The sequence below is a fragment of the Fictibacillus solisalsi genome, assembly GCF_900103485.1.
Lineage (GTDB): Bacteria > Bacillota > Bacilli > Bacillales > Fictibacillaceae > Fictibacillus_C > Fictibacillus_C solisalsi.
In genome coordinates this window covers 173,214-198,063 of the sequence record NZ_FNHW01000001.1, presented here as the reverse complement: position 1 = coordinate 198,063, position 24,850 = coordinate 173,214, and the positions used below count along the sequence as shown (strand labels likewise).

Annotated in this window: 27 protein-coding genes; 11 read left to right on the top strand and 16 right to left on the bottom strand. The window is 43.5% G+C overall.

Translation table 11 applies throughout. The features are described from left to right. Nucleotides 1-101 precede the first annotated feature (101 nt). From BLT53_RS01040 to BLT53_RS01030, 3 genes are all read left to right on the top strand, one after another. Nucleotides 102-1,181 carry an NADH:flavin oxidoreductase/NADH oxidase gene (locus tag BLT53_RS01040; RefSeq protein ID WP_090232108.1) on the top strand — a complete coding sequence of 360 codons (1,080 nt, stop codon included), beginning with the start codon at nucleotides 102-104 and terminating at the stop codon, nucleotides 1,179-1,181. 122 nt (nucleotides 1,182-1,303) lie between these two features. Beyond that, nucleotides 1,304-1,732: a cell wall hydrolase gene (locus BLT53_RS01035; RefSeq protein ID WP_090236609.1), complete on the top strand. Its 429-nt coding sequence runs from the start codon at nucleotides 1,304-1,306 to the stop codon at nucleotides 1,730-1,732. 118 nt (nucleotides 1,733-1,850) lie between these two features. After that, nucleotides 1,851-2,201: a YolD-like family protein gene (locus BLT53_RS01030; protein WP_090232107.1), complete on the top strand. Its 351-nt coding sequence runs from the start codon at nucleotides 1,851-1,853 to the stop codon at nucleotides 2,199-2,201. A gap of 50 nt (nucleotides 2,202-2,251) precedes the next feature. Here the strand turns inward: BLT53_RS01030 and BLT53_RS01025 are convergent, their stop codons facing one another. Continuing rightward, on the bottom strand, nucleotides 2,252-3,067 hold the full coding sequence (locus BLT53_RS01025) for an STAS domain-containing protein (RefSeq protein ID WP_090232105.1): 816 nt from the start codon (nucleotides 3,065-3,067) through the stop codon (nucleotides 2,252-2,254). A gap of 173 nt (nucleotides 3,068-3,240) precedes the next feature. Between BLT53_RS01025 and BLT53_RS01020 the strand changes: the two genes are divergently transcribed. Next, nucleotides 3,241-3,783, top strand: coding sequence for a GNAT family N-acetyltransferase (locus BLT53_RS01020; protein ID WP_090232103.1), 543 nt, complete (start codon nucleotides 3,241-3,243; stop codon nucleotides 3,781-3,783). Between the two features lie 35 nt (nucleotides 3,784-3,818). Here BLT53_RS01020 and opuFB read toward each other — a convergent pair whose 3' ends face one another. The 4 genes from opuFB to BLT53_RS01000 form a co-directional block, all read right to left on the bottom strand. Further along, nucleotides 3,819-5,333: an osmoprotectant update ABC transporter permease/substrate-binding subunit OpuFB gene (gene opuFB, locus BLT53_RS01015; protein WP_090232102.1), complete on the bottom strand. Its 1,515-nt coding sequence runs from the start codon at nucleotides 5,331-5,333 to the stop codon at nucleotides 3,819-3,821. After that, nucleotides 5,326-6,294 carry an ABC transporter ATP-binding protein gene (locus BLT53_RS01010; protein ID WP_090232100.1) on the bottom strand — a complete coding sequence of 323 codons (969 nt, stop codon included), beginning with the start codon at nucleotides 6,292-6,294 and terminating at the stop codon, nucleotides 5,326-5,328. The genes opuFB and BLT53_RS01010 overlap by 8 nt, the downstream gene beginning before the upstream one ends. Nucleotides 6,295-6,496: 202 nt before the next feature. Then, on the bottom strand, nucleotides 6,497-7,147 hold the full coding sequence (locus BLT53_RS01005) for a FusB/FusC family EF-G-binding protein (protein WP_090232099.1): 651 nt from the start codon (nucleotides 7,145-7,147) through the stop codon (nucleotides 6,497-6,499). A 138-nt stretch (nucleotides 7,148-7,285) separates the two neighbouring features. Next, nucleotides 7,286-7,555 carry a CD3324 family protein gene (locus tag BLT53_RS01000; RefSeq protein WP_090236607.1) on the bottom strand — a complete coding sequence of 90 codons (270 nt, stop codon included), beginning with the start codon at nucleotides 7,553-7,555 and terminating at the stop codon, nucleotides 7,286-7,288. A 578-nt stretch (nucleotides 7,556-8,133) separates the two neighbouring features. Between BLT53_RS01000 and ppc the strand changes: the two genes are divergently transcribed. Continuing rightward, nucleotides 8,134-10,893 carry a phosphoenolpyruvate carboxylase gene (gene ppc / locus BLT53_RS00995; protein WP_090232097.1) on the top strand — a complete coding sequence of 920 codons (2,760 nt, stop codon included), beginning with the start codon at nucleotides 8,134-8,136 and terminating at the stop codon, nucleotides 10,891-10,893. A 55-nt stretch (nucleotides 10,894-10,948) separates the two neighbouring features. Here the strand turns inward: ppc and BLT53_RS00990 are convergent, their stop codons facing one another. The 3 genes from BLT53_RS00990 to BLT53_RS00985 all read right to left on the bottom strand — a co-directional run bounded on the left by BLT53_RS00990 (nucleotide 10,949) and on the right by BLT53_RS00985 (nucleotide 12,493). Further along, nucleotides 10,949-11,773, bottom strand: coding sequence for a prohibitin family protein (locus BLT53_RS00990; RefSeq protein ID WP_090232095.1), 825 nt, complete (start codon nucleotides 11,771-11,773; stop codon nucleotides 10,949-10,951). Then, nucleotides 11,745-11,906 (bottom strand): hypothetical protein, encoded by a 162-nt coding sequence (locus tag BLT53_RS24890; RefSeq protein ID WP_170834185.1) that lies wholly within the window; start codon nucleotides 11,904-11,906, stop codon nucleotides 11,745-11,747. The genes BLT53_RS00990 and BLT53_RS24890 overlap by 29 nt, the downstream gene beginning before the upstream one ends. Before the next feature lie 140 nt (nucleotides 11,907-12,046). Continuing rightward, nucleotides 12,047-12,493, bottom strand: coding sequence for a YndM family protein (locus BLT53_RS00985; protein ID WP_090232094.1), 447 nt, complete (start codon nucleotides 12,491-12,493; stop codon nucleotides 12,047-12,049). A gap of 215 nt (nucleotides 12,494-12,708) precedes the next feature. Between BLT53_RS00985 and BLT53_RS00980 the strand changes: the two genes are divergently transcribed. Then, a complete protein-coding gene (locus BLT53_RS00980; RefSeq protein WP_090232092.1) occupies nucleotides 12,709-13,542 on the top strand; it encodes a deoxyribonuclease IV in 834 nt (277 codons plus the stop codon). 44 nt (nucleotides 13,543-13,586) lie between these two features. On the opposite strand, the gene BLT53_RS00975 is transcribed toward BLT53_RS00980, so the two are convergent. Both BLT53_RS00975 and BLT53_RS00970 read right to left on the bottom strand, forming a co-directional pair. Continuing rightward, on the bottom strand, nucleotides 13,587-14,306 hold the full coding sequence (locus BLT53_RS00975) for a TraR/DksA C4-type zinc finger protein (RefSeq protein ID WP_090232091.1): 720 nt from the start codon (nucleotides 14,304-14,306) through the stop codon (nucleotides 13,587-13,589). Between the two features lie 146 nt (nucleotides 14,307-14,452). Continuing rightward, complete coding sequence (locus BLT53_RS00970; RefSeq protein ID WP_061967841.1) at nucleotides 14,453-14,665, bottom strand: alpha/beta-type small acid-soluble spore protein; 213 nt, start codon at nucleotides 14,663-14,665, stop codon at nucleotides 14,453-14,455. Nucleotides 14,666-14,833: 168 nt separating this feature from the next. On the opposite strand from BLT53_RS00970, the gene BLT53_RS00965 reads away from it, so the two are divergent. Both BLT53_RS00965 and BLT53_RS00960 read left to right on the top strand, forming a co-directional pair. Continuing rightward, nucleotides 14,834-15,265, top strand: coding sequence for an SRPBCC family protein (locus BLT53_RS00965; RefSeq protein ID WP_090232089.1), 432 nt, complete (start codon nucleotides 14,834-14,836; stop codon nucleotides 15,263-15,265). Next, nucleotides 15,262-15,588 (top strand): ArsR/SmtB family transcription factor, encoded by a 327-nt coding sequence (locus tag BLT53_RS00960; protein ID WP_090232088.1) that lies wholly within the window; start codon nucleotides 15,262-15,264, stop codon nucleotides 15,586-15,588. The genes BLT53_RS00965 and BLT53_RS00960 overlap by 4 nt, the downstream gene beginning before the upstream one ends. A gap of 56 nt (nucleotides 15,589-15,644) precedes the next feature. On the opposite strand, the gene BLT53_RS00955 is transcribed toward BLT53_RS00960, so the two are convergent. From BLT53_RS00955 to BLT53_RS00945, 3 genes are all read right to left on the bottom strand, one after another. Further along, nucleotides 15,645-16,490 carry a YitT family protein gene (locus tag BLT53_RS00955; RefSeq protein WP_090232086.1) on the bottom strand — a complete coding sequence of 282 codons (846 nt, stop codon included), beginning with the start codon at nucleotides 16,488-16,490 and terminating at the stop codon, nucleotides 15,645-15,647. 168 nt (nucleotides 16,491-16,658) lie between these two features. Further along, nucleotides 16,659-18,296 (bottom strand): SulP family inorganic anion transporter, encoded by a 1,638-nt coding sequence (locus tag BLT53_RS00950; protein WP_090232084.1) that lies wholly within the window; start codon nucleotides 18,294-18,296, stop codon nucleotides 16,659-16,661. Nucleotides 18,297-18,325: 29 nt separating this feature from the next. Continuing rightward, nucleotides 18,326-18,901, bottom strand: coding sequence for a beta-class carbonic anhydrase (locus BLT53_RS00945; RefSeq protein ID WP_090232083.1), 576 nt, complete (start codon nucleotides 18,899-18,901; stop codon nucleotides 18,326-18,328). 424 nt (nucleotides 18,902-19,325) lie between these two features. Between BLT53_RS00945 and BLT53_RS00940 the strand changes: the two genes are divergently transcribed. Beyond that, entirely contained in the window at nucleotides 19,326-20,180 is an 855-nt protein-coding gene (locus tag BLT53_RS00940) for an STAS domain-containing protein (RefSeq protein WP_090232081.1), read from the top strand. Nucleotides 20,181-20,231: 51 nt separating this feature from the next. On the opposite strand, the gene BLT53_RS00935 is transcribed toward BLT53_RS00940, so the two are convergent. Next, the gene (locus BLT53_RS00935; RefSeq protein WP_090232080.1) at nucleotides 20,232-21,353 is read right to left on the bottom strand and encodes a hypothetical protein; all 1,122 of its coding nucleotides are present in this window, start codon (nucleotides 21,351-21,353) and stop codon (nucleotides 20,232-20,234) included. Between the two features lie 400 nt (nucleotides 21,354-21,753). Between BLT53_RS00935 and BLT53_RS00930 the strand changes: the two genes are divergently transcribed. Beyond that, the gene (locus BLT53_RS00930; protein ID WP_090232078.1) at nucleotides 21,754-23,124 is read left to right on the top strand and encodes a DUF2254 domain-containing protein; all 1,371 of its coding nucleotides are present in this window, start codon (nucleotides 21,754-21,756) and stop codon (nucleotides 23,122-23,124) included. 74 nt (nucleotides 23,125-23,198) lie between these two features. Here the strand turns inward: BLT53_RS00930 and BLT53_RS00925 are convergent, their stop codons facing one another. Then, nucleotides 23,199-24,125 carry a S66 peptidase family protein gene (locus BLT53_RS00925; RefSeq protein WP_090232077.1) on the bottom strand — a complete coding sequence of 309 codons (927 nt, stop codon included), beginning with the start codon at nucleotides 24,123-24,125 and terminating at the stop codon, nucleotides 23,199-23,201. Nucleotides 24,126-24,318: 193 nt separating this feature from the next. On the opposite strand from BLT53_RS00925, the gene BLT53_RS24885 reads away from it, so the two are divergent. After that, nucleotides 24,319-24,489: a hypothetical protein gene (locus BLT53_RS24885; protein WP_170834184.1), complete on the top strand. Its 171-nt coding sequence runs from the start codon at nucleotides 24,319-24,321 to the stop codon at nucleotides 24,487-24,489. A 25-nt stretch (nucleotides 24,490-24,514) separates the two neighbouring features. On the opposite strand, the gene BLT53_RS00920 is transcribed toward BLT53_RS24885, so the two are convergent. Then, a complete protein-coding gene (locus BLT53_RS00920; RefSeq protein ID WP_090232075.1) occupies nucleotides 24,515-24,838 on the bottom strand; it encodes a DUF2325 domain-containing protein in 324 nt (107 codons plus the stop codon). Between the last annotated feature and the right edge of the window lie 12 nt (nucleotides 24,839-24,850).

Here is a 24,850-nt window from a genome sequence, read left to right as displayed (position 1 = left end):
GAGTTTTGAACGAATCTTAAGCACATTGTTTTATCGCACAATTCGGATTGTGTTACCATGATTTTGATTTAAATTCTTATACCACAGGAGGAGTCTTGTCCATGCCACATCTTTTTTCTCCACTAACCATTAAGGATATTACACTTCGAAACCGCATTGGTGTCTCACCCATGTGCCAATATAGTGCCGAAGACGGAATGCCGAATGATTGGCACTTCGTACACTTGGGATCACGTGCAGTCGGTGGAGCCGGCCTGGTGATCGTGGAAGCTACCGCTGTAGAACCAAGAGGGCGCATTTCACCCGAAGACCTGGGGATCTATACGGATCAGCATATTGAACCCTTCAAACGCATCACTGCCTTTTTGAAAGAGCATGGTGCCGTACCAGGAATCCAGCTCGCCCATGCTGGACGAAAAGCATCCACCTACAGCCCATGGAAGGAAAAAGAAGCACCCGCTGCCGGAGTTCCGAATGACCAGGGCGGCTGGGATGTGGTCGGACCGAGTGCCATCCCATTTAATGAAGGATACAAAGAACCGAAAGAACTGAGCGTGGAAGAAATCAAGGAGATTCAGGAAAACTTCCGGCAGGCTACCATCAGGGCACGGGAAGCCGGTTTTGAGTGGATGGAATTCCATGGTGCACACGGATATCTGGCTCACAGCTTTTACTCCCCGCTTTCCAATAAGCGCACAGATGAATATGGCGGAAGCTTTGACAACCGCATCCGCTTTGTATTGGAAACCGTTCGTGTGATGCGCCAAGAATGGCCGGAAAATCTTCCGTTTACTGTCCGTATTTCATCTACAGACTGGGTAGACGACGGCTGGACACTGGAAGAATCCATTGAACTATCCAAACGCCTGAAACAAGAAGGCGTGGATCTTATCGACTGCAGCTCCGGCGGTAATCTTCCAAAAGCGCCGATCCCGGTCGGTGCCGGCTACCAAAACCTTTTTGCAGAAAAAATCCGCCATCAAGCGGATATTGCAACGGCAGCTGTCGGCATGATCACACAAGGCATGCAGGCAGACGAAATCATCCGCAATGAAAGAGCAGATCTCGTTCTGCTGGCCCGCGAGCTTCTACGCGATCCATACTGGCCGCTTCGTGCTGCGGAAACCGTGCATAAGAAAAACGAACTTCATATTCCTCCTCAATATGAGCGGGGATGGTAAAAAAAAAGGCAAGGATGCTGCATCCTTGCCTTTTTTTGATTTCCTGGGAAAATCATCTCTTGGTGGTTATGGCCCAACCTTCTTTTATATATATTAGAAAAGAACGAGATGGAGGTGATACGGTGGCAGTTGTGCAAGCCAGCAGTTCAGATATTAATCTTCTAGCCCGTTTGCTCAGAGCGGAAGGTGAAGGTGAAGGAGTTCGCGGGATGCAGTTGATTGGCAACGTGGGAATTAACCGGATCCGGGCCAATTGTTCCGACTTTAAAGGCCTCAGGACCATCCCTCAGATGATTTACCAGCCGCACGCTTTTGAAGCCGTAACCCATGGTTATTTTTATCAGGCTGCCCGATCGAGTGAAAAGCGGCTCGCAAGGCGTGCGATTAATGGGGAACGCTTTTGGCCGGCCAAATATAGTCTTTGGTATTTCAGGCCACAGGGCGATTGCCCGCCGACCTGGTATGACCAGCCATTTGTTGCACGATATAAGCTCCATTGTTTTTATCAGCCGACAGCTGAAGAATGTGACAATGTATACAGTACCTTTTAATCGGATGGGCATGATACAAGGCTGCAGTTTTCTCCAAAAAATCAGCCTTATATCATGACTGTCCATTTTTTCCAGTTTAAAAAGAACGTACGTTCGGTTATTATAGGTAGAAAGGAGGATGAGTGATGTGATTCGGGACCGTGGTAACATAAAATGGAAAACCAGCTTGATGCTCCCCGAGACAGTAACACATCTTAAGAACTATTTTCTGAAGGAGTATTACGAAGAAGAAGAGCTGGAGCCGGATGAACAGCATTTGGAGGAAATGGATCAGCTGGTCCTTGAAGCCTTGGAATTTTCATTTGCCTTGCAGTTTACCGTTTATCAAAGGGGACATCTGCGCACAGTCAAAGGAATGGTGCATTATATGGATGAGAAGAACCGCAACCTGAGAGTTATCGATGAAAACGGTCATCTACATATTTTGCGTACTATAGCGATTAAAGACATTTCTAGAGCTGAGGAGTAGATGAATGTCATAGAAAAAGGGGACAACACCTTTAGTATTGTCCCCCTTTTTTATTGGATGTTTTCAATGGCCTGCTTTACATTGCCAAATACCTTAATGGTTGTAAAATCAATGCCTGCCTGAACAATTCGGCTGGCTAATTCCGGACGTATTCCCGTTACCAGGATTTCAGTGCCAAGAAGCTGAAAAACACTGTGAATATTAAAAATGTACATCGCTACTTCTGTATTAATGTTCATGATTCCTGAAAAATCAATGATTAAATGCTGAATTTGCAGCTGCTGAATCCTTGGAACCACATGGTTGAGCAAATGATCCGTTCGGTCGGCATCCACCTTTCCAATCAGAGGAAGGATAGCAATCTTGTCCTGAATCGGAACAACCGGATTGGATAATTCTTTGATTTCATCTTGCGCGGCATTAATGAGATGGTCTTTATATCTTTCAAAAGCAAAAACGGTTTCATTAATACTCAGGTCCAAAATGCGATTCACTCGCTTGATGATCATCACGACATCCTGAGTGCCAAGCTGATATTCCATCCCCAGCTTGGTCATGTAATCAGCAAAAACAATCCTTGTATCTGGATACCGCCTTAAAATTTTCGAAATCTCAAGCCCGCTTTTGGCAGCTGCCTCACCATTCTTTTTGCTCCACTCTATTAAAACCTCGGGAACAGAGCCTTCTTCATCATCGAAAGAATCTGCCAGAAACACAATAAATTCATTATACATTTGTTTCGCCTGTATAATTTCCTCTTCCGGAATATGAAATTCAAACCGCCCGATGATCTCGTCCACGACTTCTGAAGCAATGGACGCTGAATGGTTGGTAAGATAATTTGCCAAGGTATTGATAGACTCCATGGTTACTCTCCTATTAAGATAGTCATGTTTAAACCGTTAGGTGTTTTAATGGTTAAGCACCGAAACAATATAAGCTTATTATAGCTTATTTCGACATATTAGGAAGAAAGTTGTTAGTAACCTATCATGAAATCTTTTACCTGTGCTAGGATATAAGAAAGGCAGGTGAGTATATGAGTAAAAAAGCAGAACCCTTCCTTTTACAGCCGATGGAGTCCGGCCATGCCGAACAGATGCTTCAGCTCGAGATAAAGAACCGGGAGTTTTTTCAAACATTCACTCCCTTAAGAAACCCTGAGTTCTATACGCTGGGAGGCCAGCAGGAACGGCTGAACATGATTGAGCGAATGCGTGAACTTGGGCAGCAATATACGTTTGGTATTTTTTCAAAGGAAACCGGCGATTTAATCGGGGATGCTTCCCTGTTTAAAATTGAAAGGGAACCTGTACAAAGCTGTATGCTTGGCTACTGCCTGGACCAGACCTATAACGGGAGAGGATACATGAGCTCGATCGTTCAAAAAATGGTCTCCTATGCCTTTGATGAACTTAAACTGCATCGTATCGAGGCCGGTGCCATGCCCCACAATAAAGGTTCCATTCGCGTCCTGGAAAAAGCCGGGTTCCATAAAGAAGGAATTGCAGTAAAATCTGTAAGGATCAACGGGAAGTGGGAAGATCACCAGATGATGGCCATCATCAATAAAGATATCTAAAAAGACCGCTCCTGACAAAGCGGTCTTTTTGTTCATCAACGTATATTTTTTTCCTCTAAAAATTCCTTTGCCACCTTACCCGGTGACATGCCTTTTACATTTACCTTATAGTTCATCTCCCTCATGTCATCGTCTGTAATTTTCCCAGCCAGCTTATTCAGTGCCTTTTTAATTTCGGGGTACTTTTCAACCGTTTCTTTCCGCAGGAGCGGTGCTCCCTGGTACGGTGGAAAGAGGTGCTTGTCGTCCTGAAGAACTTTCAGGTGGTATTGCTCCAGCTCACTGTCTGTGGAATAGGCATCCACGATGTTGATGTCGCCCTTTTTCACGGCATTGTACCTCAGCTTTGGCTCCATCGTCTTCACATTTCCGAGTGTAAGATCATATATTTTCTGGATGCCGCGGTATCCGTCTTCCCTGTCTGCAAATTCCAGTGTAAACCCGGCGTTCATATTTTGGCTGACCTTTTTCAGATCGGAAATCGTAGTGAGCCCATATTGTTTTGCCGTTGTCTCCGGAACCGCGAGAGCATAGGTGTTGTTATATTTCATCGGCCGAAGGAGCTGCATATCAAACTTTTCATCCATCCCTTGTCGTGCCTGCTCATATACCTTGCCTCTGTCTGTACTGGATGCGGTTTCTTTCAAAAATTCGGTAATGGCCGTCCCTGTAAATTCAGGGTAAACATCAATGCTGCCGGATTTCAATGCGTTAAAGACGAAGGATGTTTTTCCAAGACCCGGTTTCAGTTCAACCTTCAAATCTGTTTCTTCCTCAATCAACAGCTTGTACATATTAATGAGTATTTCCGGTTCGGAGCCCAGCTTACCGGCAATGACAATCTGTTTCTGTTCCCCCCGTAAAGCGGACGGAGCGATCGCAACCAAGAGGATCACCAGCCCCAAGATGCCAAACGTCATCATGGACCGTTTAAATGAAAGAAGCTCAACTCTTCTAAGAAGAACATCAAACAAAATAGCCAGTAAAGCGGCTGGAATAGCTCCCAGCACGATAAGTGTGGAGTTATTCCTGTCAATACCCAGCAGAATGATATCCCCAAGCCCGCCTGCACCGATCAGCGCGGCAAGGGTTGCTGTACCAATAATCAAAACCATGGCCGTGCGGATTCCTGCCATAATTACAGGCATCGCCAGGGGCAGCTCCACTTTTATGAGTCGCTTTCCGCTGTTCATGCCCATTGCTTTTGCGGCTTCAATCAGGGATGGATCGACTTCTTTAATACCGGTATATGTATTTCTTATAATGGGAAGTAAAGCATACACGACCAGCGCGATGATGGCCGGAATTTTCCCGATTCCAAACAAAGGGATTAACAACCCAAGGAGTGCCAAGGACGGAATGGTCTGCAAAACCGCAGTGACTCCAATAATAGGTTCAGCTGCTTTTGGTTTTTTGGTCAGATAGATTCCAAGCGGTATGGAGATCAGGACGGCAAACAATAGTGCAATAAAAGAGATTTGGATATGCTGAAGAAGGGCACTTGCCAGTTCCCCCTTCCTTTCTTGAAACACATTTAAAAAATTATTCATAGCCGCTGCTCCTTTCCTCCAAATGATCCGAAAGGTACTGAATCACGGCATGTCTGCTGAGGGTACCGATCACTTTTCCATCATCCTCAACCCCCAACTCTTCTTCATCCTTTAAAAGGAACAGAGCATCTTTTAATGAAGCAGACGCAGATATCATTTTCAATGATTCAGAAAAACTTACATCTGCTGGAAGAGGAGCAGCCAGACGTGAAAGGTCCCCTTTTGCTTCATATGATTTTTCATTGCTGCCAACAAAATCCCGAACAAAATCATCAGCAGGATGCTGCAGGAGATCCTCCGGAGTTCCAATTTGAACAATTTCGCCACCATTCATGATACAAATGCGGTCTCCCAGCTTTAGCGCTTCTTTCATATCATGCGTTACAAATACAATCGTCTTCTTGATACGCCTCTGCAAATCGTAAAGATCATCCTGCAGCTTTTCGCGGCTGATAGGATCAAGTGCACTAAATGGCTCGTCCATGAGAATGATTTCCGGATCAGCAGCCAGTGCCCGGATGACGCCAACGCGTTGCTGCTGGCCGCCCGAAAGTTCTTTTGGCTTCCTGCCGCGGTACGTATCAGGAGGCAAACCGACCATATCCAATAACTCATCTACTCGCTTTGTTATTTTTTCTCTGCTCCATCCCCTGAGCTCAGGAACGACCGAGATATTTTCCTGGATGGTCATATGGGGAAACAAAGCGATCTGCTGAAGAACATATCCAATATTCCAACGCAGTTCATGAATATCGTAATCACTGATTCTCTTCCCATCAATGAAGAGGGTCCCTTCTGATAGTTTAATCAGCCTGTTGATCATTTTGAGCATAGTCGTTTTACCGCACCCGCTTGGCCCGATAACAACGAAGAATTCCCCTGCCCGGATCTCCAGGTTCAGCGATTTTACCGCCATGGTCCCGTCATTGTACTTTTTTGAAACATTATCAAATCTAATCATTCACCTGCTCCTTACTTTTGTTTACTGCGGCTCTTCTGGCAAATAACCATATCCTTTATATTTTCACGCTGCAAAGGAATTTAAAACATGGATCGCATGGCGTGGAAAAAAAACAGGGCTCTACCTGCACAAGTTTCCCCTGCCTTGCGCAAGTAAAGCCCTTCTACAAAACGGCACAGATTCCTCTTTTTACAAAATGAGTTCAGATTCCCAATGATTCTTTTAAAAAGGATGTTAAATAACCGGTGTTGGTTATTTTTTTATTGCACTCGCTGTTGTCAGCGCAGATCAGATTGCCAATGGCCTTGTAGTAATCCGGATTTTTGGATTTCTTTGCCTTGGTTACAGTTGAAATATAAGCGACCTCTCCCGCACATTTACAAAATGAGCAAAAGCTCTTCTTACCCGCCGGCTCAAACTTGCATTCAATGCCGACCAACTTCCCATCCAATTCATATACTATAAACTTTTTATTGGACCTGAGATCGTTCCAGCTCAGGTACGTCAGCTTTCTGTAGTCAATCATTGATAAATCCGGCAGCTTTAACTTTTTATTTTTCGGAAACATTTTTTTCAATTCCTGCTCTGTCACACTTGAAAAAGGCAGCAAAACAGCGGAAAGGTGCTGAATATACTGGTCAAATTCCTCATCTGTTTTCAGTCTTGAAAGGTCCAGCATTTCTCGTTGATCTGATGATGCGTTTGGAAAAAGGTCAAGGACTTTGGCATTGGCCATATCGATTGTCGCCTTCAAAACAGATGGTGGCACGTGTTTTTGAGTCGTGTCCTTAATCAAAGCAATCTGTTTCTTTATGAAATTTAACTGTTCATTTTTAATAAATCCTTCTGTCATCCGTTATCTCTCCAATCATTACTGGTGCCTTTTATATCCAGTATAAAAAAAGCAACACACATCCAAAATGGAAAAAATGATTTAGAACCGTTTTTTACATAAAAAAGCACTGGTGAAAGTATGCACCAGTGCTTTGCACTACGTTTTTCGAGAATAGACAATCTTCTTAATGGTTTCAGTGGAAAGATAATGTTCCTCGGCCAGCTGCTCGATGCTGCTTCCGTTACGAAAAGATGCTTTTATTCCGGCATTACGCCGGTCAAGCAGCCGCCTCCCGCCACTCGAAACTCCCCATTTCCGGTGCTCCGCTTCCCGTTTGGGAATATAAAGGGTCTCCCCTTGAACATACTTTTGGATTTCCAGAATCAGATTCTCAGGTAACACTTTACCTGCATTACTATATTTCATTTTTGCCAGCCCCTTATTTTTGAATTCCAGCAAAATAAGGTGCAAAGCCAAAATACCAGAAAAGCTGTTTTTTGCGATCAATTAGATGTTTCACCCCATGCAAAGGATCGCCTTTCTACTATCAGGCTTTGCATGAGTGAAAGAAGTCCCGGACAATCGTATGTGATTCTCCAACCGGATGCACCCCCTTTACTCTTTATCATACCAAAATTTTCTGTTCATTCGAATCCCCACTAACTTATTACAACCTGTTGAATCTTTTTGTTGAATGTCTAAAATGTCACACATTCCATGATTGTGATGTACGAGCTGATATAGTAAAGACATCCCAACAACCCCTTTTCATATTTAGACGTGATGCCCGGCTGTCCCGCCGGGTATTTTTTTATTTCAAGTGTATACGCTTACATCATCAACTGTATTAGTTTTTTTGCTTTTTTTACTCACACAGATATCTTTTCCAATTATTTTACGCTGGGAAAGAAGAGTGCTTTTATGGTACAATGCATACAATCAAAATATTCAAACAATGGAACAGAATTCAACAGTAAGGGATTACAGTTAAGGAAGGTGAAGTCATGACTACAACTTTAGAATCCGCAAAAGCTGAAAATAATAGCTCTCCGCTGCGCCGGGATGTCAAATTCCTCGGACAGCTGCTGGGAAATGTCCTGGTACAGCAAGGCGGACAGGACTTATTGGATAAAGTGGAAAAAATCAGAGAAATGACCAAGTCTCTTCGAAACAATGACCAATTATCCTATCAAGAGCTGAAAAATGAAATTGCTGCTCTGCAATTACCGCAAAGACAGCAGGTCATTCGGGCTTTTGCCATTTATTTTCATCTGGTTAACATCGCAGAACAAAATCACCGTATCCGTCGCCGAAGAGAATATCAGCTTCTTGACGGAAACCAGCCGGGTTCCCTTGAATCAACCGTTAGCTCGTTTAAAGAAAATGGCGTTGAAGCAGATCTTATAAAAAACGTGATCGATAAGCTGTCCATGGAATTGATTATTACCGCACATCCTACAGAATCCACACGAAGAAGTGTACTTGAAATCCATAAACGGATCGCGCTTTTACTGCATCAGCTGGATCAAACCGTTCTTACCTCCAGGGAACGTGAAGAGGTGCAGGAAAAACTGTTTAACGAGATTACCATCCTGTGGCAGACCGATGAGCTTCGTGACCGCAAGCCAACCGTTATGGATGAGGTGGCCAATGGCCTTTATTATTTTGATGAGACACTCTTTGAGGTGCTTCCACAAATTCACGAGGAGCTCCAGGAAACCCTTCAGAAGCATTATTCTTCAGAAGAGTGGCATGTGCCCAACATTCTTCGTTTTGGTTCATGGATTGGCGGAGACCGTGACGGGAATCCAAATGTTACCCCTTCCCTCACTTGGGAGACATTGACGAAGCACCGGAAACTGGCTTTGCGAAAATATCACCATGCGCTGACCAGCCTGATGAAACAGATGAGCCAGTCCACAAAGCATGTACAGATTTCTGAAGAACTTGTAGCAGCCAACAAAAAAGACGCTGCATTTCTTCAAGAGGATGAAAAATGGAAAGTTGAACATGAGGCATATCGTGTAAAAATCGCCATTATGCTGAAAAAATTGAAGCTTGTTGGCAAAGATACGCAAGGCTATCAGCATGCCAATGAGTTTCTGGAAGATTTGCTGCAGATCAAGCGAAGTTTTGAGCAGCATTCCCCGGCTGGCAGCCGATTAAAAAATCTTGACCAGCTGATCCGTCAGGTAGAGCTGTTCGGGTTCCATTTGGCTACACTGGATATTCGCAATCATAGCGGCGAGCATGAAGCAGCCATTACAGAAATCTTCCGTTCGGTAAGTCTGTCGGATAATTATTCTGCTTTGGAGGAAGAAGAAAAAGTAGCATTATTGACCGGGGTACTCGAAGATCCCCGTCCTCTTCTGCTTCCATTCGCTGAAGATTATTCTGGGGAAACCCGGCAAATGATTGAGGTATTTACAATGATCAAGGAAGCCCACCGGGAGTTTGGGGACCGGGCGATTGAAGTCTATCTTGTCAGTATGACGGAATCCGTCAGCGATCTCCTTGAAGTGCTTGTTCTCGCCAAAGAAGCAGGGGTATACCGGCTTCATGCGGACGGCCGCATCGAAAGCAAGTTGAACGTTGCCCCGCTGCTTGAAACGATTGATGATCTGATTGCCGGCCCCGCTATTATGGAAAAGCTGTTTTCCATGGATTTCTATCGCAAACAGCTGGAGAAGCATGGCAATGTTCAGGAAATCATGCTGGGATATTCCGATGGAAGCAAAGATGGCGGGACATTGACTGCCAACTGGAAATTATATAAAGCTCAGCAGGAAATTCATGGAGTCGCGGAAAAATATGGTGTGAGACTTAAGTTCTTCCACGGTCGAGGCGGCTCACTTGGACGCGGCGGCGGACCGCTGTATCGAAGCATCCTTTCTCAGCCAGCCGAGACCCTGGGTGACGGCTTTAAGATTACAGAGCAGGGTGAGGTTTTATCCTCACGCTATTCCCTGTATGACATTTCTTACCGAAGCCTCGAACAGGCCACATCCACCCTTCTTTCGGCAGCTGCTAATGTATCATCGGAAGCGGAACAAAACAACATACGTTCCAAGGAATGGGAAAAGATGATGGACGAGATGTCTGCTGCTGCTCTTCAAAAGTATCAGGAGCTTGTCTTTAATGATCCCGACTTCCTGACCTACTTCAAACAAGCGACTCCACTTCCGGAACTTGGTTCCCTGAACATCGGTTCACGTCCGATGAGCCGTAAAGGGAGCGAACGGTTTGAGGACTTGCGGGCAATCCCTTGGGTATTCGCATGGACGCAGAGCCGCCAGCTATTGCCTGCCTGGTATGCGGCCGGCACAGGGCTTCAGCGGTATACAGAAGCAGATGAACAGCTTCGTCTGCTGCAGCAAATGTATCAGGAATGGCCGTTCTTCCGTTCCACCATCGATAATCTCCAAATGGCCTTAATGAAAGCAGATCTGACTGCTGCCAGAGAGTATACAGCAATGGTGGATGACCAGCATATGGCCCAGCGTATTTTCTCGGAAATTGAAAATGAGTATAACCGCACAAAGGATGCGATCCTGCTCATCACCCGCCAGGAACAGCTTATGGACCATGTACCGAATATTAAAGAGTCGATCCGTCTTCGAAATCCGTATGTCGATCCTCTCAGCTTCCTTCAGGTTGAGCTGATTTCAAAGCTGCGGGAGAATGAACAAATCGATGAAGAGCTCCTGAGAGAAGCATTGCTTACTATTAATGGCATTGCCGCAGGGCTCCGAAATACGGGCTGATCAAACAACAAGCCATTCGCAATTGAGGCGAATGGCTTGTTTATTTTGTGCTGTCTTATTTTTCGTCAACCGGTATCTGAATTAAAGAGTTTGTTCCCGTCGCTTTTGGCATCTTTCCATCCCATTTTTCGATCCACTTGTTTTGAATGACTTCTTTGGAGATCGATTTTTTTATGATTGCGTTATAATCAGCAATCCCTTTGGCTTCAATTTGCTTCTTTTCAGCCTCAGCTTTTGCGATTTTCAGTTCAATTTGTTTTCGTTCCAGCTCTTGTGCGGCTTCCACTCTTTTATCAATCGCGGCCTGAGTGGATTTATCCGGCTTGGGCACCCCAAGTGTCAAATTATTCACGTTAAAGCCCAGCTGACGAACATCCTCGGCAAAAATTTTCTGCACGTTACTTGCTGCTTCTGATGATTTCTCACCGTATGTATCAATAACCGAATATTTTGCAATGGCTTTTCGCCCTGCATCCCACAGCCGTGTCCGCAAATACGATCCTTCAATTTCTTCGATTTCCACCGGACCGAACTTATTGAACACCTGTACCACTTTATCAGGCTGGATGCTGTAATTGTAAGCAAAATCAATCGTTACACTTTTACCGTCGGACGTTGCCACTTGAATATTGCTGTAATTAACGGTCTGCATGCGAACCGGATAAATCGTCACCTTGTCAAACAAGCCGACCAAGTGCCATCCCTGTCCTAATGTATCATCTTGAACCCCGCCATTCGGGCTGTACACGACCCCTACATAGCCGTTGGGCACCTTTTCTATGAACAACGAAGTAATACCAACTGCCAGGATTAAAGCAACCCCGATGATAATTCCCCCAAGTACTTTGCGGTTATTGCCTTTCTTGCTTTTCTTCTCCATTTTCTTCCCCCTGTACATTCTCTCTTAGCTTGTGAGCGGTATTGCCCACTTTTTTAAATGAAGGAGACAAAATGAGCCATACGCCAAAACAGATCACCAGAACCACAATGATCGAACCAATCAGTACCTTCATATTTCTCCCTCCCCTATACTACTATTACAACAGTTTCCAATTATGACATATCTACCAGTTAATTACCAGGGATATGTGTCAATTCACATAGAAAAAGAAGAGCTTAAGCAGAGCTCCTCTTCCAAATTACTCACTTCTTTCTACTTTCGTTTTGTGGGATCATCATCCTCCGCAAACTCTGTAACAAACCGAAGTTTTGGCGTTGTGCCTGGATGCGACTGTAATTCTTCCCTCTTGCTTGGGCTTGGCATGTGCTTTAGTAAAAATTTATGAATGTAAACCTCTCCTGCCGTGATGATGACTGCTGAAATGGCACTGCCCCAGGCAATTTGAAGATAACCATGCAAAAGGATGGACCCAAACACCCATACTATGGTGTATGTCAGCAAAAATTCCGCCAGCAGGGTATTGCCTTTGCCGATACGCGGCAAAAGAATACGGTCAGCGAGGATATACGTAGCGACTGTAGTCGTAACGCTAAAGGAAATAATATCGGTCAGTGTTGCATCAAAGAACAAGTCCAATCCAATTGAAAATGCAATAAGGCAAACAATAAATTTAAGTAAAATCACTTTTGCTTGTTCCACTTTAAAAACCTCCTTTTCTGTTCCTAGTTTGCAACAAAAAAAGGAGGTTCATTCTTACTTTCTGGTTGGTCTTCCTCTGGTCCGGGGCCAGGCCGAACCCGATAGGCTTCAGGGCATCTCTTCATAGAGGAAATATTATGAATTTAACTCGAAACAGAATGAAATATCACCTGTAGTTCACGCTAATAAAAACGATTGAAAGGCTGGTTGTCCTCATGAGATTAGGCTGTCATGTAAGTATACGAAACGGATATTACGGGGCGGCCAAACACGCTGCTTCGATCGGGGCTAATGCCTTTCAATTTTTTCCGAAGAATCCCAGAAGTCTTTCAATAAAAGAATTTAACCGGGATGACGCCGAGCAATGTAAACAATTTTGCTCTCAGCATGATGTCCTCTCCATCGCCCATACTCCGTACCCAACAAGCCTAACTCCTCATACTGACAAAAAAGAACTCATCATCCGCTCCCTTGCCAATGACCTTGAAATTTCAGAGGCCTGCGGTGCAGTAGGGGTTGTCGTTCATTTTGGAAATCGCGCGATTAGCAGTGATCCTCTTGCTGCGTACCAAACCATGATTTCTATGCTGAACGAGGTCCTTAACGATTGGGAAGGAAGCTGTAAGGTTTTGCTTGAAAACAACGCAGGACGGCCTGGTTCAATGGGCACTACACTGGAGGAACTCGTTCAAGTTCGCAATTTGACTCATTATCCTGAAAAAATTGGCTTTTGCTTAGACACATGCCATGCTTTTGCCAGCGGTCTTTGGAACGGCGACAACTGGGAAGAAATTGTGCAACATGGTGAACAGCTCGGTTATATTCAGCACCTGACAGCCATTCATCTTAATAACTCCAAATATCCTTACGCGGAAGGCAAAGACCGTCATGCGAATATTTTTAAAAATGGGTATATCTCCAGCGAACAGTTTCAATCCTTCATCTGTTCCCCCATATTACAAGAGATCCCTCTCCTTCTTGAAACACCGTCAGATGCGGGCATCCTTCATGCTGAGGAGATCGATCAAATAAAAAAACTGGCACATTGATAAAAACTCCTTTCCTCTAAATGGAGGATAAGGAGTTTCATGTTTTATACATAATCAGAGTCTTCATCGGTTTGTTCTTGATCCATTAAAAACCGTTCATAATCCTTATGCATCTTATTGGGTATGATTCGGGTATTACTTCCATCCATGTCGGTCGCGATAAACCCTTCAATGTCTTCCACATACCCGACATTCTCTTCCGATTCTACAAACATTTCATTGTAATTGAGCATTCCGTTCTCGGAGAAATCGGAAGGTGTTTCACTTGTTCCATATACCGCTACATCCTGCCAAGAATCTTCGGCATCATAGAATGTCGCATCCTTATCATCATTATCAAATTTCCCATAAGGAGGCATCAGTACTTCTTCTTCAATCGGCCGGCGGTCAGAGCCAGTCTGCTCCAGGCTGTGTTCTTTGCAATACGCTGTTGCAGGCAGAGCTTCCAGGCGCTCCGCAGCTATAGGCTGGCCACACGTTTTACAATAGCCATACTCCCCGTTGTCGATCCGTTTGAGCGCTTCGTTTATGGACTTTAGCTCCGTTTCATTCAGATCATTTAACGCAATGTCCTTTTGACGCTCAAATAATTCGGTTCCCGTATCACCGGGATGGTTGTCATAGTTGGAAAGTTCACTGACCGATTCCTTAATCAGCTCTAATTCTGAACCATAATGACGATTGTCATTCAGCCTGTTGTCCAGGCTCTCCTTCATTTGAAGCAAGACATTTTTAAAATGATTTATTCTCTGCTGTGACCACATGTTGTTTGAACCTCCGATTGTAAACTTATCCACAACTGTATTATGCAACATAAGCCATGAGAGCATACTGGAAATAAATAAGAGCTGCCTATAATAATAGGCAGCTCTTGTCCATTGAGTATTCTGTTTTGTCGTTTTCGCTAAAATTAGCGTTGTCCACCAAATCCAGAAAGTTGAGATTGAGCTTGAGCAACTAGACGCTTAGTGATTTCTCCACCAACAGATCCGTTAGCACGAGCAGTTTGGTCAGCACCAAGTTGTACACCAAATTCAGAAGCGATTTCGTACTTCATTTGGTCGATTGCTTGTTGAGCACCTTGAACCAATAGTTCGTTGTTGTTTCCACCTTGTTGAGCCATGTGTTTTCACCTCCTCAATTGGTATATTTAAATTCTCTCTCTTACGGGAAAAACAATACCATGAAATTTTTGTAAAAAATTAAAATGTGTTGACATGAAACCAATTGGTTGTATATACTTTATACGAAACCAAATGGTTACATATTTAAATAAAAGGAGACAACCATAATGTCAGAATCAACCGAACGCGCAAAAGATATACGGTATGAAGAAGTAATTGATGCTCCCATTGAAAAAGTATGGAACTTGGCAGCCACAGCAGAGGGCATTTCCAGCTGGTTTATGCCAAATGATTTTGAGCCCCATGTCGGCCATGAATTTCATATCCAGTCACCATTCGGTCCATCACCTTGCAAGGTTCTCCTGGTGGAGCCGCCAAATAAACTTTCTTTCGCATGGGACCAATTTGGCTGGGTCGTTACATTTGAGCTGAAAGAAGAGGAAGGAAAAACCCATTTTACCCTTACCCATTCCGGCTGGGGTCATCCGGATGCCATACTGCCAAAGGCACAGCAAAAAGTTTCTGCTGTCCGTGACAATATGAGCGGGGGCTGGGCAAAGATCATGCAAACCTTTAAAGATACTGCCGAAAAGAAATGAGCACCTCACCGAAAAAGCATGATGTCTTCCAAGCCATTGCTGATCCCACAAGAAGGGAAATTTTAAAACTGCTGGCCGGACGGGAACTTGCGGTTACCGAACTTGCTGAAAGGTTCCCCATTAGCCGGACAGCTGTTTCGAAGCATCTGCTTATTTTGGATGAAGCAGGTTTGGTCCAAAGCAGGAAAACAGGCAGAGAAAAGCGGTATACCCTTCAGGCCGAACCACTCTCAGAGCTGGAGCAATGGCTCTCCTACTTTGAGCAGTTCTGGCAAAATAAAATGTTGAGACTAAAGCATCTTGCCGAAAAAAAAGAAAATTAAAACCCGCCAGCCGTTTTTTTGCGATCATTACGCAATAAATCAGCCCAGCGGGTTTTTTACCATACATTTTTAAAGTTACCTATTATTTTATGAGCCGGAACAGCAGTAATGAACGCTGTATCATCCACTTCTTTCACAATATCCACAAGGTCGGACCATTGGATATTCACAATAACGCAAAACACGACTTGTTTACTCGTATGTGAATAGGCACCTTCCCCATCCCAAAATGTGACTCCCCGGTTAAATGCCTCGTTCAGAGCAGCTGACACTTCACTTCCTTTGTCCGTAACAATCATGACAGAACTTCTCTCCGCAACCGTGAGAATTGTATCATACGTTTTGGCGCCTACATACATGGAAAGAATGGTGAACATGGCCGCTTGTACGTTGAAGATCACAGCCGAAATCGTAATGATGATAAAATTCATGATCAGACCGAACCGTGCAATCGACAAGTTTTTGTATTTGGCAATCACCCTTCCCAAGACGTCAAGGCCGCCATTTGAACCGCCAGCACGAAGCATAATCGCACCTCCGGCGAAGGAAACCACCCCTCCGAAAATTGCTGCAAGGATGATGTTCTGCGTCCACATCATTTTAATCGGGACCAAATGCAAGAACAAAGAGTCAAAGCCCACCGCAAGCAGGGTATACACGATAAACTTCCTGCCAAGGTGGATATAAGCCAATATAAGCAATGGAATATTGTAGAGGAAATATTGGGTTCCTACCGACCAGCCCGTCACATTGTAAACAATCATACATATCCCCATGAGACCACCTGAAAGCAAATGGGCCGGCAAAAGCAGGGTATTCGCCCCAACCGCGACCAGCATGCTGCCAAAAATAATACATAAAACTTCAAAACCAATCCTGACCATTTTGTTACCTAATACCATGCGCAACCCTTCTTTTTCAACGATTATGTATAAAAATTAATAATACTATATGGAACTTTACCATGTATAAAAAAAAATAACTATTGTTTTAATATTATCTTTATGGCTTAAGACTAAACCCAAAAGAAAACCGCCTCTTCCATATCAGTGGAAAAGACGGTAAACCTATCAGGAGATTTGGCTGGATACTTTTGTTTTCATCAGTTGTTTTGCGGTGCCCAGGGCCTCTTCCATCCGTTCAAAGAACCGGTGGTGCCCGATTTCGTGTGTCAGCCCTGTCCTCTCCAACAACTGCATGGGCTCAGGCTGAAGTCCCACAATCAGCAGCTCTCCATCCTGTCTGTTCACCTTCTTCACAATGTTCAACAAGGTAGCCTCTGCACTGGTATCGATATAGGGAACATCCTGAAGCTTAAGGATGACAACCTTTTCTTTTTGTTTCGCACTGACTGATTCTTCAAGCACATCAGTTGAACCAAAAAAGAGCGGCCCATTCAGCGTAATAACTTCAATACCTTCCTTCTCATGCTCTGCCAAGTGGGTAAGTGCTGTTTTTCCTTTCTTAATGTGAAGAGCTCGGCTCATCCGCGTAATAAAAATGACAAAAGCAAGAAGTAATCCTGCAATAACCGCAGTCGCCAGGTCGGTAAATACCGTCAGCAAAAAGGTGATCAGCAAAATGACGGAATCCATTGTTTTTGTTTTCAGCACATGCATGAACTGCTTTTTTTCACTCATATTCCAGGCGACCACCATTAAGATGGGAGCCATGCTCGCTAGCGGAATTAGTGAAGCATAAGGCGCAAATAGCAGCAGCACGAGAAGTACCACAACCCCGTGAAAAACGCCCGAGACTTTGGAAACTGCTCCGTTTCTAATGTTAGTTGCGGTTCTTGCAATGGCACCTGTTGCCGGGATTCCCCCAAACAGCGGAGCAACCATGTTTGCAATACCTTGTCCCACCAATTCTTTGTTGCTGTCATGTTTGTAGCCTTGTTTCATGCCGTCTGCCACCATGGCTGACAACAACGATTCAATCCCGCCAAGAAGGGCGATGGCAATCGCAGGAGGAAGAAGGTAAATAATCTTTTCAAGGGATAAATCAAAGAACTGGAATTCTGGCAGCTTGTTCGGAATATCACCAAAAGCAGTACCAATTGTCGGAATCTGACCCGAAAAAAACAAAAATCCGATTAAGGTGGATCCAAGAAGTCCGATAAGTGCCGGCGGGATCTTGCTCGTGATTTTTGGAACAGCAATCAACAAAGCAAGGCAAACGAGTGCTACAAGGACACTTTTTCCATTAAATGTTGAAATCTTATCCCAGATCGCCATCATGTTCAGATGAAATTCTTCATGCTTTTCCACACCTTCCAGACCGAGGAAATTAGAAATTTGTCCTGAGAAAATGATGACAGCAATCCCGGCCGTAAAGCCAATAATGACCGGCCTGGGTATATATTTGATGAGTGAACCCCATTTCAAAAGCCCCATGATTACGAGCATAATTCCAGCCATAAAACCGGCAATCAGGAGGTTTTGAAAACCATACTGCATCACGATCCCGAGCAGTATTGGAACAAACGCGCCGGTAGGACCCCCGATTTGATAGCGGGAGCCGCCGAGAAGCGAGATTAATATACCAGCGATGATGACGGTATACAATCCATTTTCCGGACGAACGCCTGATGCAATGGCGAATGCCATTCCCAGGGGGATGGCCACAATCCCTACAATAAAACCGGCCACCAGATCCTTTCTCAAATCAGCCAGTGTATAGCCTTTAAAACGATCAACAAGACCCATTCAATCTCTCCCTCTCTTATCTCTATTTTCTATAACTGCACAGTTACTGATTCCTGTATTTCAACAGTGGTCAATCCACCTGTGTGAGGGTCAATCACAAGCCCGTGTACTTTTATTCCTTCAGGAAGCAGCGGATGATTTCTAATTAACGTCACACTGTGCGCCACACTATCATCTACACGGTCAAAACCGGTCAGCCACTTTTCAAGGTCTATTCCTGCACTTTTCAAGAAATCCAGCTGGTTTTGATCAATGCCTTTTTCCTTTACCTTATCAAGGAAGGAATCATGGCGAAGCCCGGACATGCCGCAATCCTTGTGGCCGATTACGCATACTTCCTCGGCCCCCAATTCATAGATAGCAACCAGGATACTCCTCATTACGCTTCCAAAAGGGTGAGAAATAAGAGCTCCGGCATTCTTTATGATTTTGGCATCACCATTGCAAAAACCGATCGCCTTAGGCAGTAGTTCTGTAAGCCTTGTATCCATACATGTTAAAATGACCATCTTTTTATTGGGAAATTTTGTTGTTTCAAAATCTCTGTACACTTCATCTTTTACAAAGGTTTGATTGTGCTGCATAATCTCAGAAATAATTGACATGTTTATCTCTCCCTTTTTATTTGATGGGCTAATTATACAGTGTAACGTATCACTGTACGGTTACAGTTTAATTAAGGAAATTTTAGCTGAAAGCGCTATCTTTGAGAGAAAATACATAATTTATGACAATAGTGAGAGGCTTTTCTAATCAGTCATGACCATTGGTATAAGCAATATACTTCGTCTTTGGAGCCTTTTTGGAGACATGATAAAAATGGGGGCTTTTGAGGGATAAACGGTAGGAAAATAGAGTTAAAATCACGTGTTGTATGTGAATTGTGAGATGGATTGCAGGACTTTTGTCATTACGGTTTTCTCCTCGCTTAGACATACGAACGGGGTTATTCATCAATACGTTACAAAAAACGGAAAATGATCGAACAGTATAAGGTAGACTATGCGTAGGTTATAGGAGGAGTCTTGTATGTCAAAAATGATTGACAATGCACCAACTACTTATCTTCAAGAAATCAGTCAGCTTATTTTAGAACAAAAAGAAACATTATCCAATTCCATTCTGGAGGATGAGCGTTTTAATTATAAGCATGCAGGTAACAACAAAGACCGACTTCAGCATTTGCGGTTTCAGCTAATCCAATTATATGGGGAAACCATCCCACTTCCTTTGAGCATAACAGCTAAAAAACTGAAAGACTGGGGCAGGGATTATGCGGATATTTTTGTTTCATTGAACATCCCTCTTGATCATGCGATTGAAGAAGTTCATTTTTATCGAAATAAAATCGGTTTGATTCTAAAAAAAGCCGCAAAGAATGAAGAGTTGGATCTCGATACGTTTTATGAGCTAATTTCCGGATTTGATCTGGTTGTGGATACTGCGTTACAAATGGTAAGTACATCTTATATGGAAAAATACATTTCCAACTTGAGAACGGCTGAGGAGGAGATTGACGAGTTGTCCGTTCCAGTGGTTCTTCTTGGCGACGGAATAGGCATCTTGCCCATGATTGGGGATATTGATACCAAACGAGCACAGTTTCTTATGGACAATGCCTTAAAAAGTTCGGTGGATCTCGGATTAAACAACCTTATTCTGGATTTATCCGGAGTACCCATCATTGATACGATGGTGGCGCAAAAGATTTATCAGGTGATTCAAGCGTTGGAGCTTATTGGTGTTGAAACCAAAATCAGTGGTTTGCGCCCTGAGCTTGCCCTTACGATGACGTCTCTCGGTGTCGAGTTTAGTGGCATCAAGACCTTTTCAAGCCTTCATCTCGCTCTGCAGCACCTCGGTTTCAAGCGAACCACCAACTAGACCTTAAAGAAAAAAGAAGTATCCGCAAAATGGATACTTCTTTTTTGATTCTTAAATTAACTTGCTGGCGTTAATGGCTTCCCTGTATCCTGACCGCGTGAAGTGAAAGCGATCATCTAGATAACCCTCACGCTGAAGGGAACTCAGTGTTTCCTCTGGTATAGTTGCTGCCAGTTCATCAAGCTTTTCATTGATTTCCCCCAACGAAGAATCGCTGACAAATTCGGGAGTCAGCAGACGAACAATTCCTTCAATTCGTGAATCTCGTTTTTGGAAGAGCTGCGGTGTACGGTTAATGGCCTGTGAAATCCGGCTTGTGAACTGAATCAGTTCCTGCTTCAGGTTGGTCGCCTGTTTTTCTTTCTCCTGAAGCTGTTCCTGGAAGAACTTTCTTTCCTCTTCATTTAGATTGGCCCTTGTGTACAGCTGCTGATAAATCTGGGTCTTGTCCATCTCGATTTGTTTCAATTCTTCCTCTTTCAGCATCTGTGTCTTCATATCCTCTTCACTTGGCTCATAATACGTCCAGTCATGATCCCTGTCTTCGTCTTCAATGCGATTGACCGTTGAATCTTCTTTTACCTCATCACTTTCCGGTTCATCTGCTTCGAGTAATGGTTCAGGTTCCGCTACCGGGTGAGCTTCTGACCTTTCAATGGATTCATAAATTTCCTGCTCCGAAGTATCTTCTACCGGATTATGAAGGGCTTCCTGACGTTCTTCTGCCTGCTCGGCCTGAACCTCCACCGATTGTTTATCTTCCGTTGGTAGATCATCAGTTTCATCGTCTTTTTGTGATAGTTGTTCTTCTTCCAGAAAAACAGTTTCTACCGCCGGTTCTTCCTTGTTTTTGTTTACGATCCCTTCAGGAAGTGTTTCCACTGTTGGTTCTCCCATTTGTTCCGTAGTCGTACGTTCTTCAAGCTTCCGGACAAGATCGTTGAATTTTTTATAGTACATGACGGAAATGGTTAACGCAAAAAGTGAAGCAAACAGAGAGATAAAGTCCGAGAAGCGGAAAACAAACGGCGAAGTTGCAATCTTATAAAAAAGTAAAAGTGCAAAGGCTCCGATTACAATAACCTTCAACCAGCTTTCCCGGTTCTGAATCTGATCACTCTTTTTGGAAGCTTCACCGCTTCCCCCAAGAAAAGATGATAACTTTTTATTCATAGTGTAGTCCTTTCTAAAAGTGTGTCATTTGTAAGAAACAGTAAAATGCACATCTTGAGGTGTGCTCCTACATAAATATCGATTGCTTCCCTTTCTTTCTAGGGGTTTACCCTTTTGCAGAGAGGGGCCAATTAAACCTCCTTTCCCTTCTCTCCTGCCTTTAAGCTAACTCATTAAAAATAAAATACTGTGTTCTTATACCCTCTATTTTACCCTTTAATAGCCATCGTGCCAAAATACCAAGTGTGCATTACATAAATTGGGAGTGTAAAAACTATCGATAAAGGTAAAAGTGTACTAGGGTTCAATACCTGCTATACATAACGAAAGACATACTTTTTTCGTTTCCGTATCGATTACAAAAGAAAAACGGGACATTTATCCCATAGGAGTGTGTTGAATGGCAAGATTCAGGTTACTTGATAAATATCTAAGGAGATACACCCAGCTTTCAGAGAGAGAATTGTCCCACCAGCTCCAAACGAACTTATGGTTTACACCCGTTTTATATATCGTCTTCTCGTTTGTATTGATCGCCCTTTCCTACACAGCAGATTATAAATTTCAAATGGGTGAAAGAATGTGGGATGTCTTCGCAGTAGATTATGATCTTACCCAAGCACTGGTCAGTACACTGACAGCAGCGATCCTGACATTAACTACATTTACCTTCAACTTAATTCTTGTCGTATTTACAACCTTTTCTGGCCAATTCTCACCAAGGATATTAAAAAACTTTATAGCAAGTAAAGCAACACAGCGGATCCTGGGAATTTTCACAGGCAGCTTTTTCTACATGCTGTTTTCCTTTTTGGTTTTAAACAAACGCTTTGCCGATCATTTTTTCATCGTCCCTTTGGTGGCCGTTCTTCTGGCATCCTTGTCCATGGGAACGTTTATCTTTTTCATCAATCATGCAGTAGCCTGGCTTCAGGTGAACAAAATGACAAATGAAATGAAAAAAGAATCCATGTCCATTGTGAAAGGATCGCTTCAGAATGAGATTGATCCTTATAAGGTAAAAGATACAGCACCACTTAAGGAATATGTAGAACGGCTTACAAAACGTGAAGGAAAGCAGATCACAGCTAACAAATCCGGTTATATACAGTTGATTGACTTTGTTGAAATTATGGAAGAAGCAAAAAAAGATGACATCATCATCAAACTGGAATATACCATTGGAGATTATGTTTTTAACTCCACCCCTATTCTTTCGTATTGGTCGAAAGAAGATACGGAGATTGACATACCCAAATATTTGGCACTTTTCAGCTTCGGAAACCGGCAGACGGAAGTGCAGGACGTGGAGTTCAGCATTAATAAACTGGTTGAGGTTGCCATCCGCTCTGTCGGAAATTATGATCCAAAAACCGCCTCAAATGCCATCAATCAACTCGGTGAACTCTTATCCTACCTATCCTGTGTAGGCAATCTTAATCCTTATCTGGTAGATGGTGAAGGACACTTGCGCGTCATTCTTCAAGAAAAGGATTTCAGCTATTACCTGTATAACGGCCTTGGATACATCCGGCATTATTCTGAGGACAACGTCATTGTCGGTATAGAAATCTTGAATGTGCTTGATTTGATTGCCAAATCAGCGAACCCAAGAGATTATGATGCGATATGGGAATTTGCAGTTTATACGACTAAGGGGTTTGAAAAGGATTTTCTATTTGGACTCGATCGAGCAAAATTTAACAACCTGCTTTTTGAAATCGCCAAATCCACCGGGCATGAAAAAGATTTTGAACATATGGGGTCTTAAGGAATTGCTCCCAAAAATAAAAAACCAACCGTTGATACCGTTGATTTCAACGTAATGTACAGTTGATTTTGTATTTACGCATTGCCAACTGAAGGTTCAAGAATGGTAAACCGGTTGTTCACCGTATCCAAATTGGCCCTGGCACCAATCGGAATCGCTGCTTTATAGAAACCATGGGCCGTTGTTACATTGGTCATTAACGGCTTCCCAAGCGGAATCACGAATTCCCGGATTAACTGCTCATAGTTGACTCCGTAAGCAGGTTCACATGAGGTGCATTCTCCCATCACGATTCCGGCACAATCTGCGAATTTACCGGCGATTTTAAGGTGGTTCAAATACCGGTAGACGGTATTTATCGGCTCATGAGTTTCTTCAATGATTAGAATCTTCCCTGTTGTATCAATCTCAAAGGGGGTTCCCAAATTATCAACAAACGAAGTCAGATTGCCTCCAATCACCTCTCCGGTCACATTTCCGCGCACTCGGCTGACTTGAGGGATACCAGGGGGATTAACAATCTGCCGGGGAGATTGAAAAGTGGACGTTGCCAAAAAAAACTGATCGTAATTATACGCCGCTGTTTCCAGATTAAAGTCGAGGAGCAGCAGGCTTTGGAAAGAAATCAAATCCGCGTACTGGTAAAGAACATTGAGCAGGATGGTGATATCGCTGTATCCGGAAACAATCTTAGGATTTTGCCGGATGACATTAAAATTCAGAAACGGAAGGATTCCCGCTACCCCCACTCCTCCACGTGTGGGGAGAATCATTTTCACGTTTTTATTGGAAAACATCGCCATCAAATCAGCGGCCCGCTGCTGGTCGGTTCCTGCCAAAAAACCCGTACTCGTATACACGTTTTTGCCCAGCACCGTATTGAACCCAAGGCTCCGAAGGGTTTTTATGCCTTCATTTATTCTTGCGGGCTCCAACGGGCTTCCAAGCGTCACAATCCCGATGGTGTCCCCTCTTTGCAGAATTGGTGGTCTGACAGCCATATACATCCTCTCCATCCTAAGAATTCCCCATCGAGATCCATCATTGATGTATATGAAATATAAAACAAGATTATCCCCATATGACAAATCTTCAAAAGATACTAAAAAGGGAATAAAGAGGGTATGTAGAAGTAATATATAGACCAGTTAGTAGTTTACGAACTGAACTATAAAATAGAAAGGGGAAAATTCAATGAAAGAGTACAAAATTATTGAAACCAGCGGACGCTGGACGTTCAGTCTTGATACACTGCCGGACAGCAATGTGCCTTTATCCTTAGAAGAAGCAGAGCGCATAAAAGAAAAGCTGGAAGAATGTGTCCCCTTCCAGCTTGAGATTGTGAAAATAGATTCATCTGACTAACAGCCCGCCTTACTGGCAGGCTGTTTTATTTCGCTATTTTTATCTTTGCCTTTGTATTATTTTTAAGAAGGTAGACTTTTTCAAGAGACTGATGGATCGAACACCATGATCGTTTCGAATAGCATACCGGAATCGCTTGCTTATTCGCTTTTTTCTTGATGGCCGTCGAAAATTCATGATTGATGTAGTCTGTCAGAACCAACACCAGATCTACATGGCTTGGTATTTCCTTCTGTGACATTCTTGCCTTTCTCCCGCTTACATGAATAATTTCCTTTACTCCTTCATGTTCGAGCTTCTTTTTAATTTTACCAAGATGATCTCCACCTACGATCAATAATGCTGACATAAAAAAGTACTC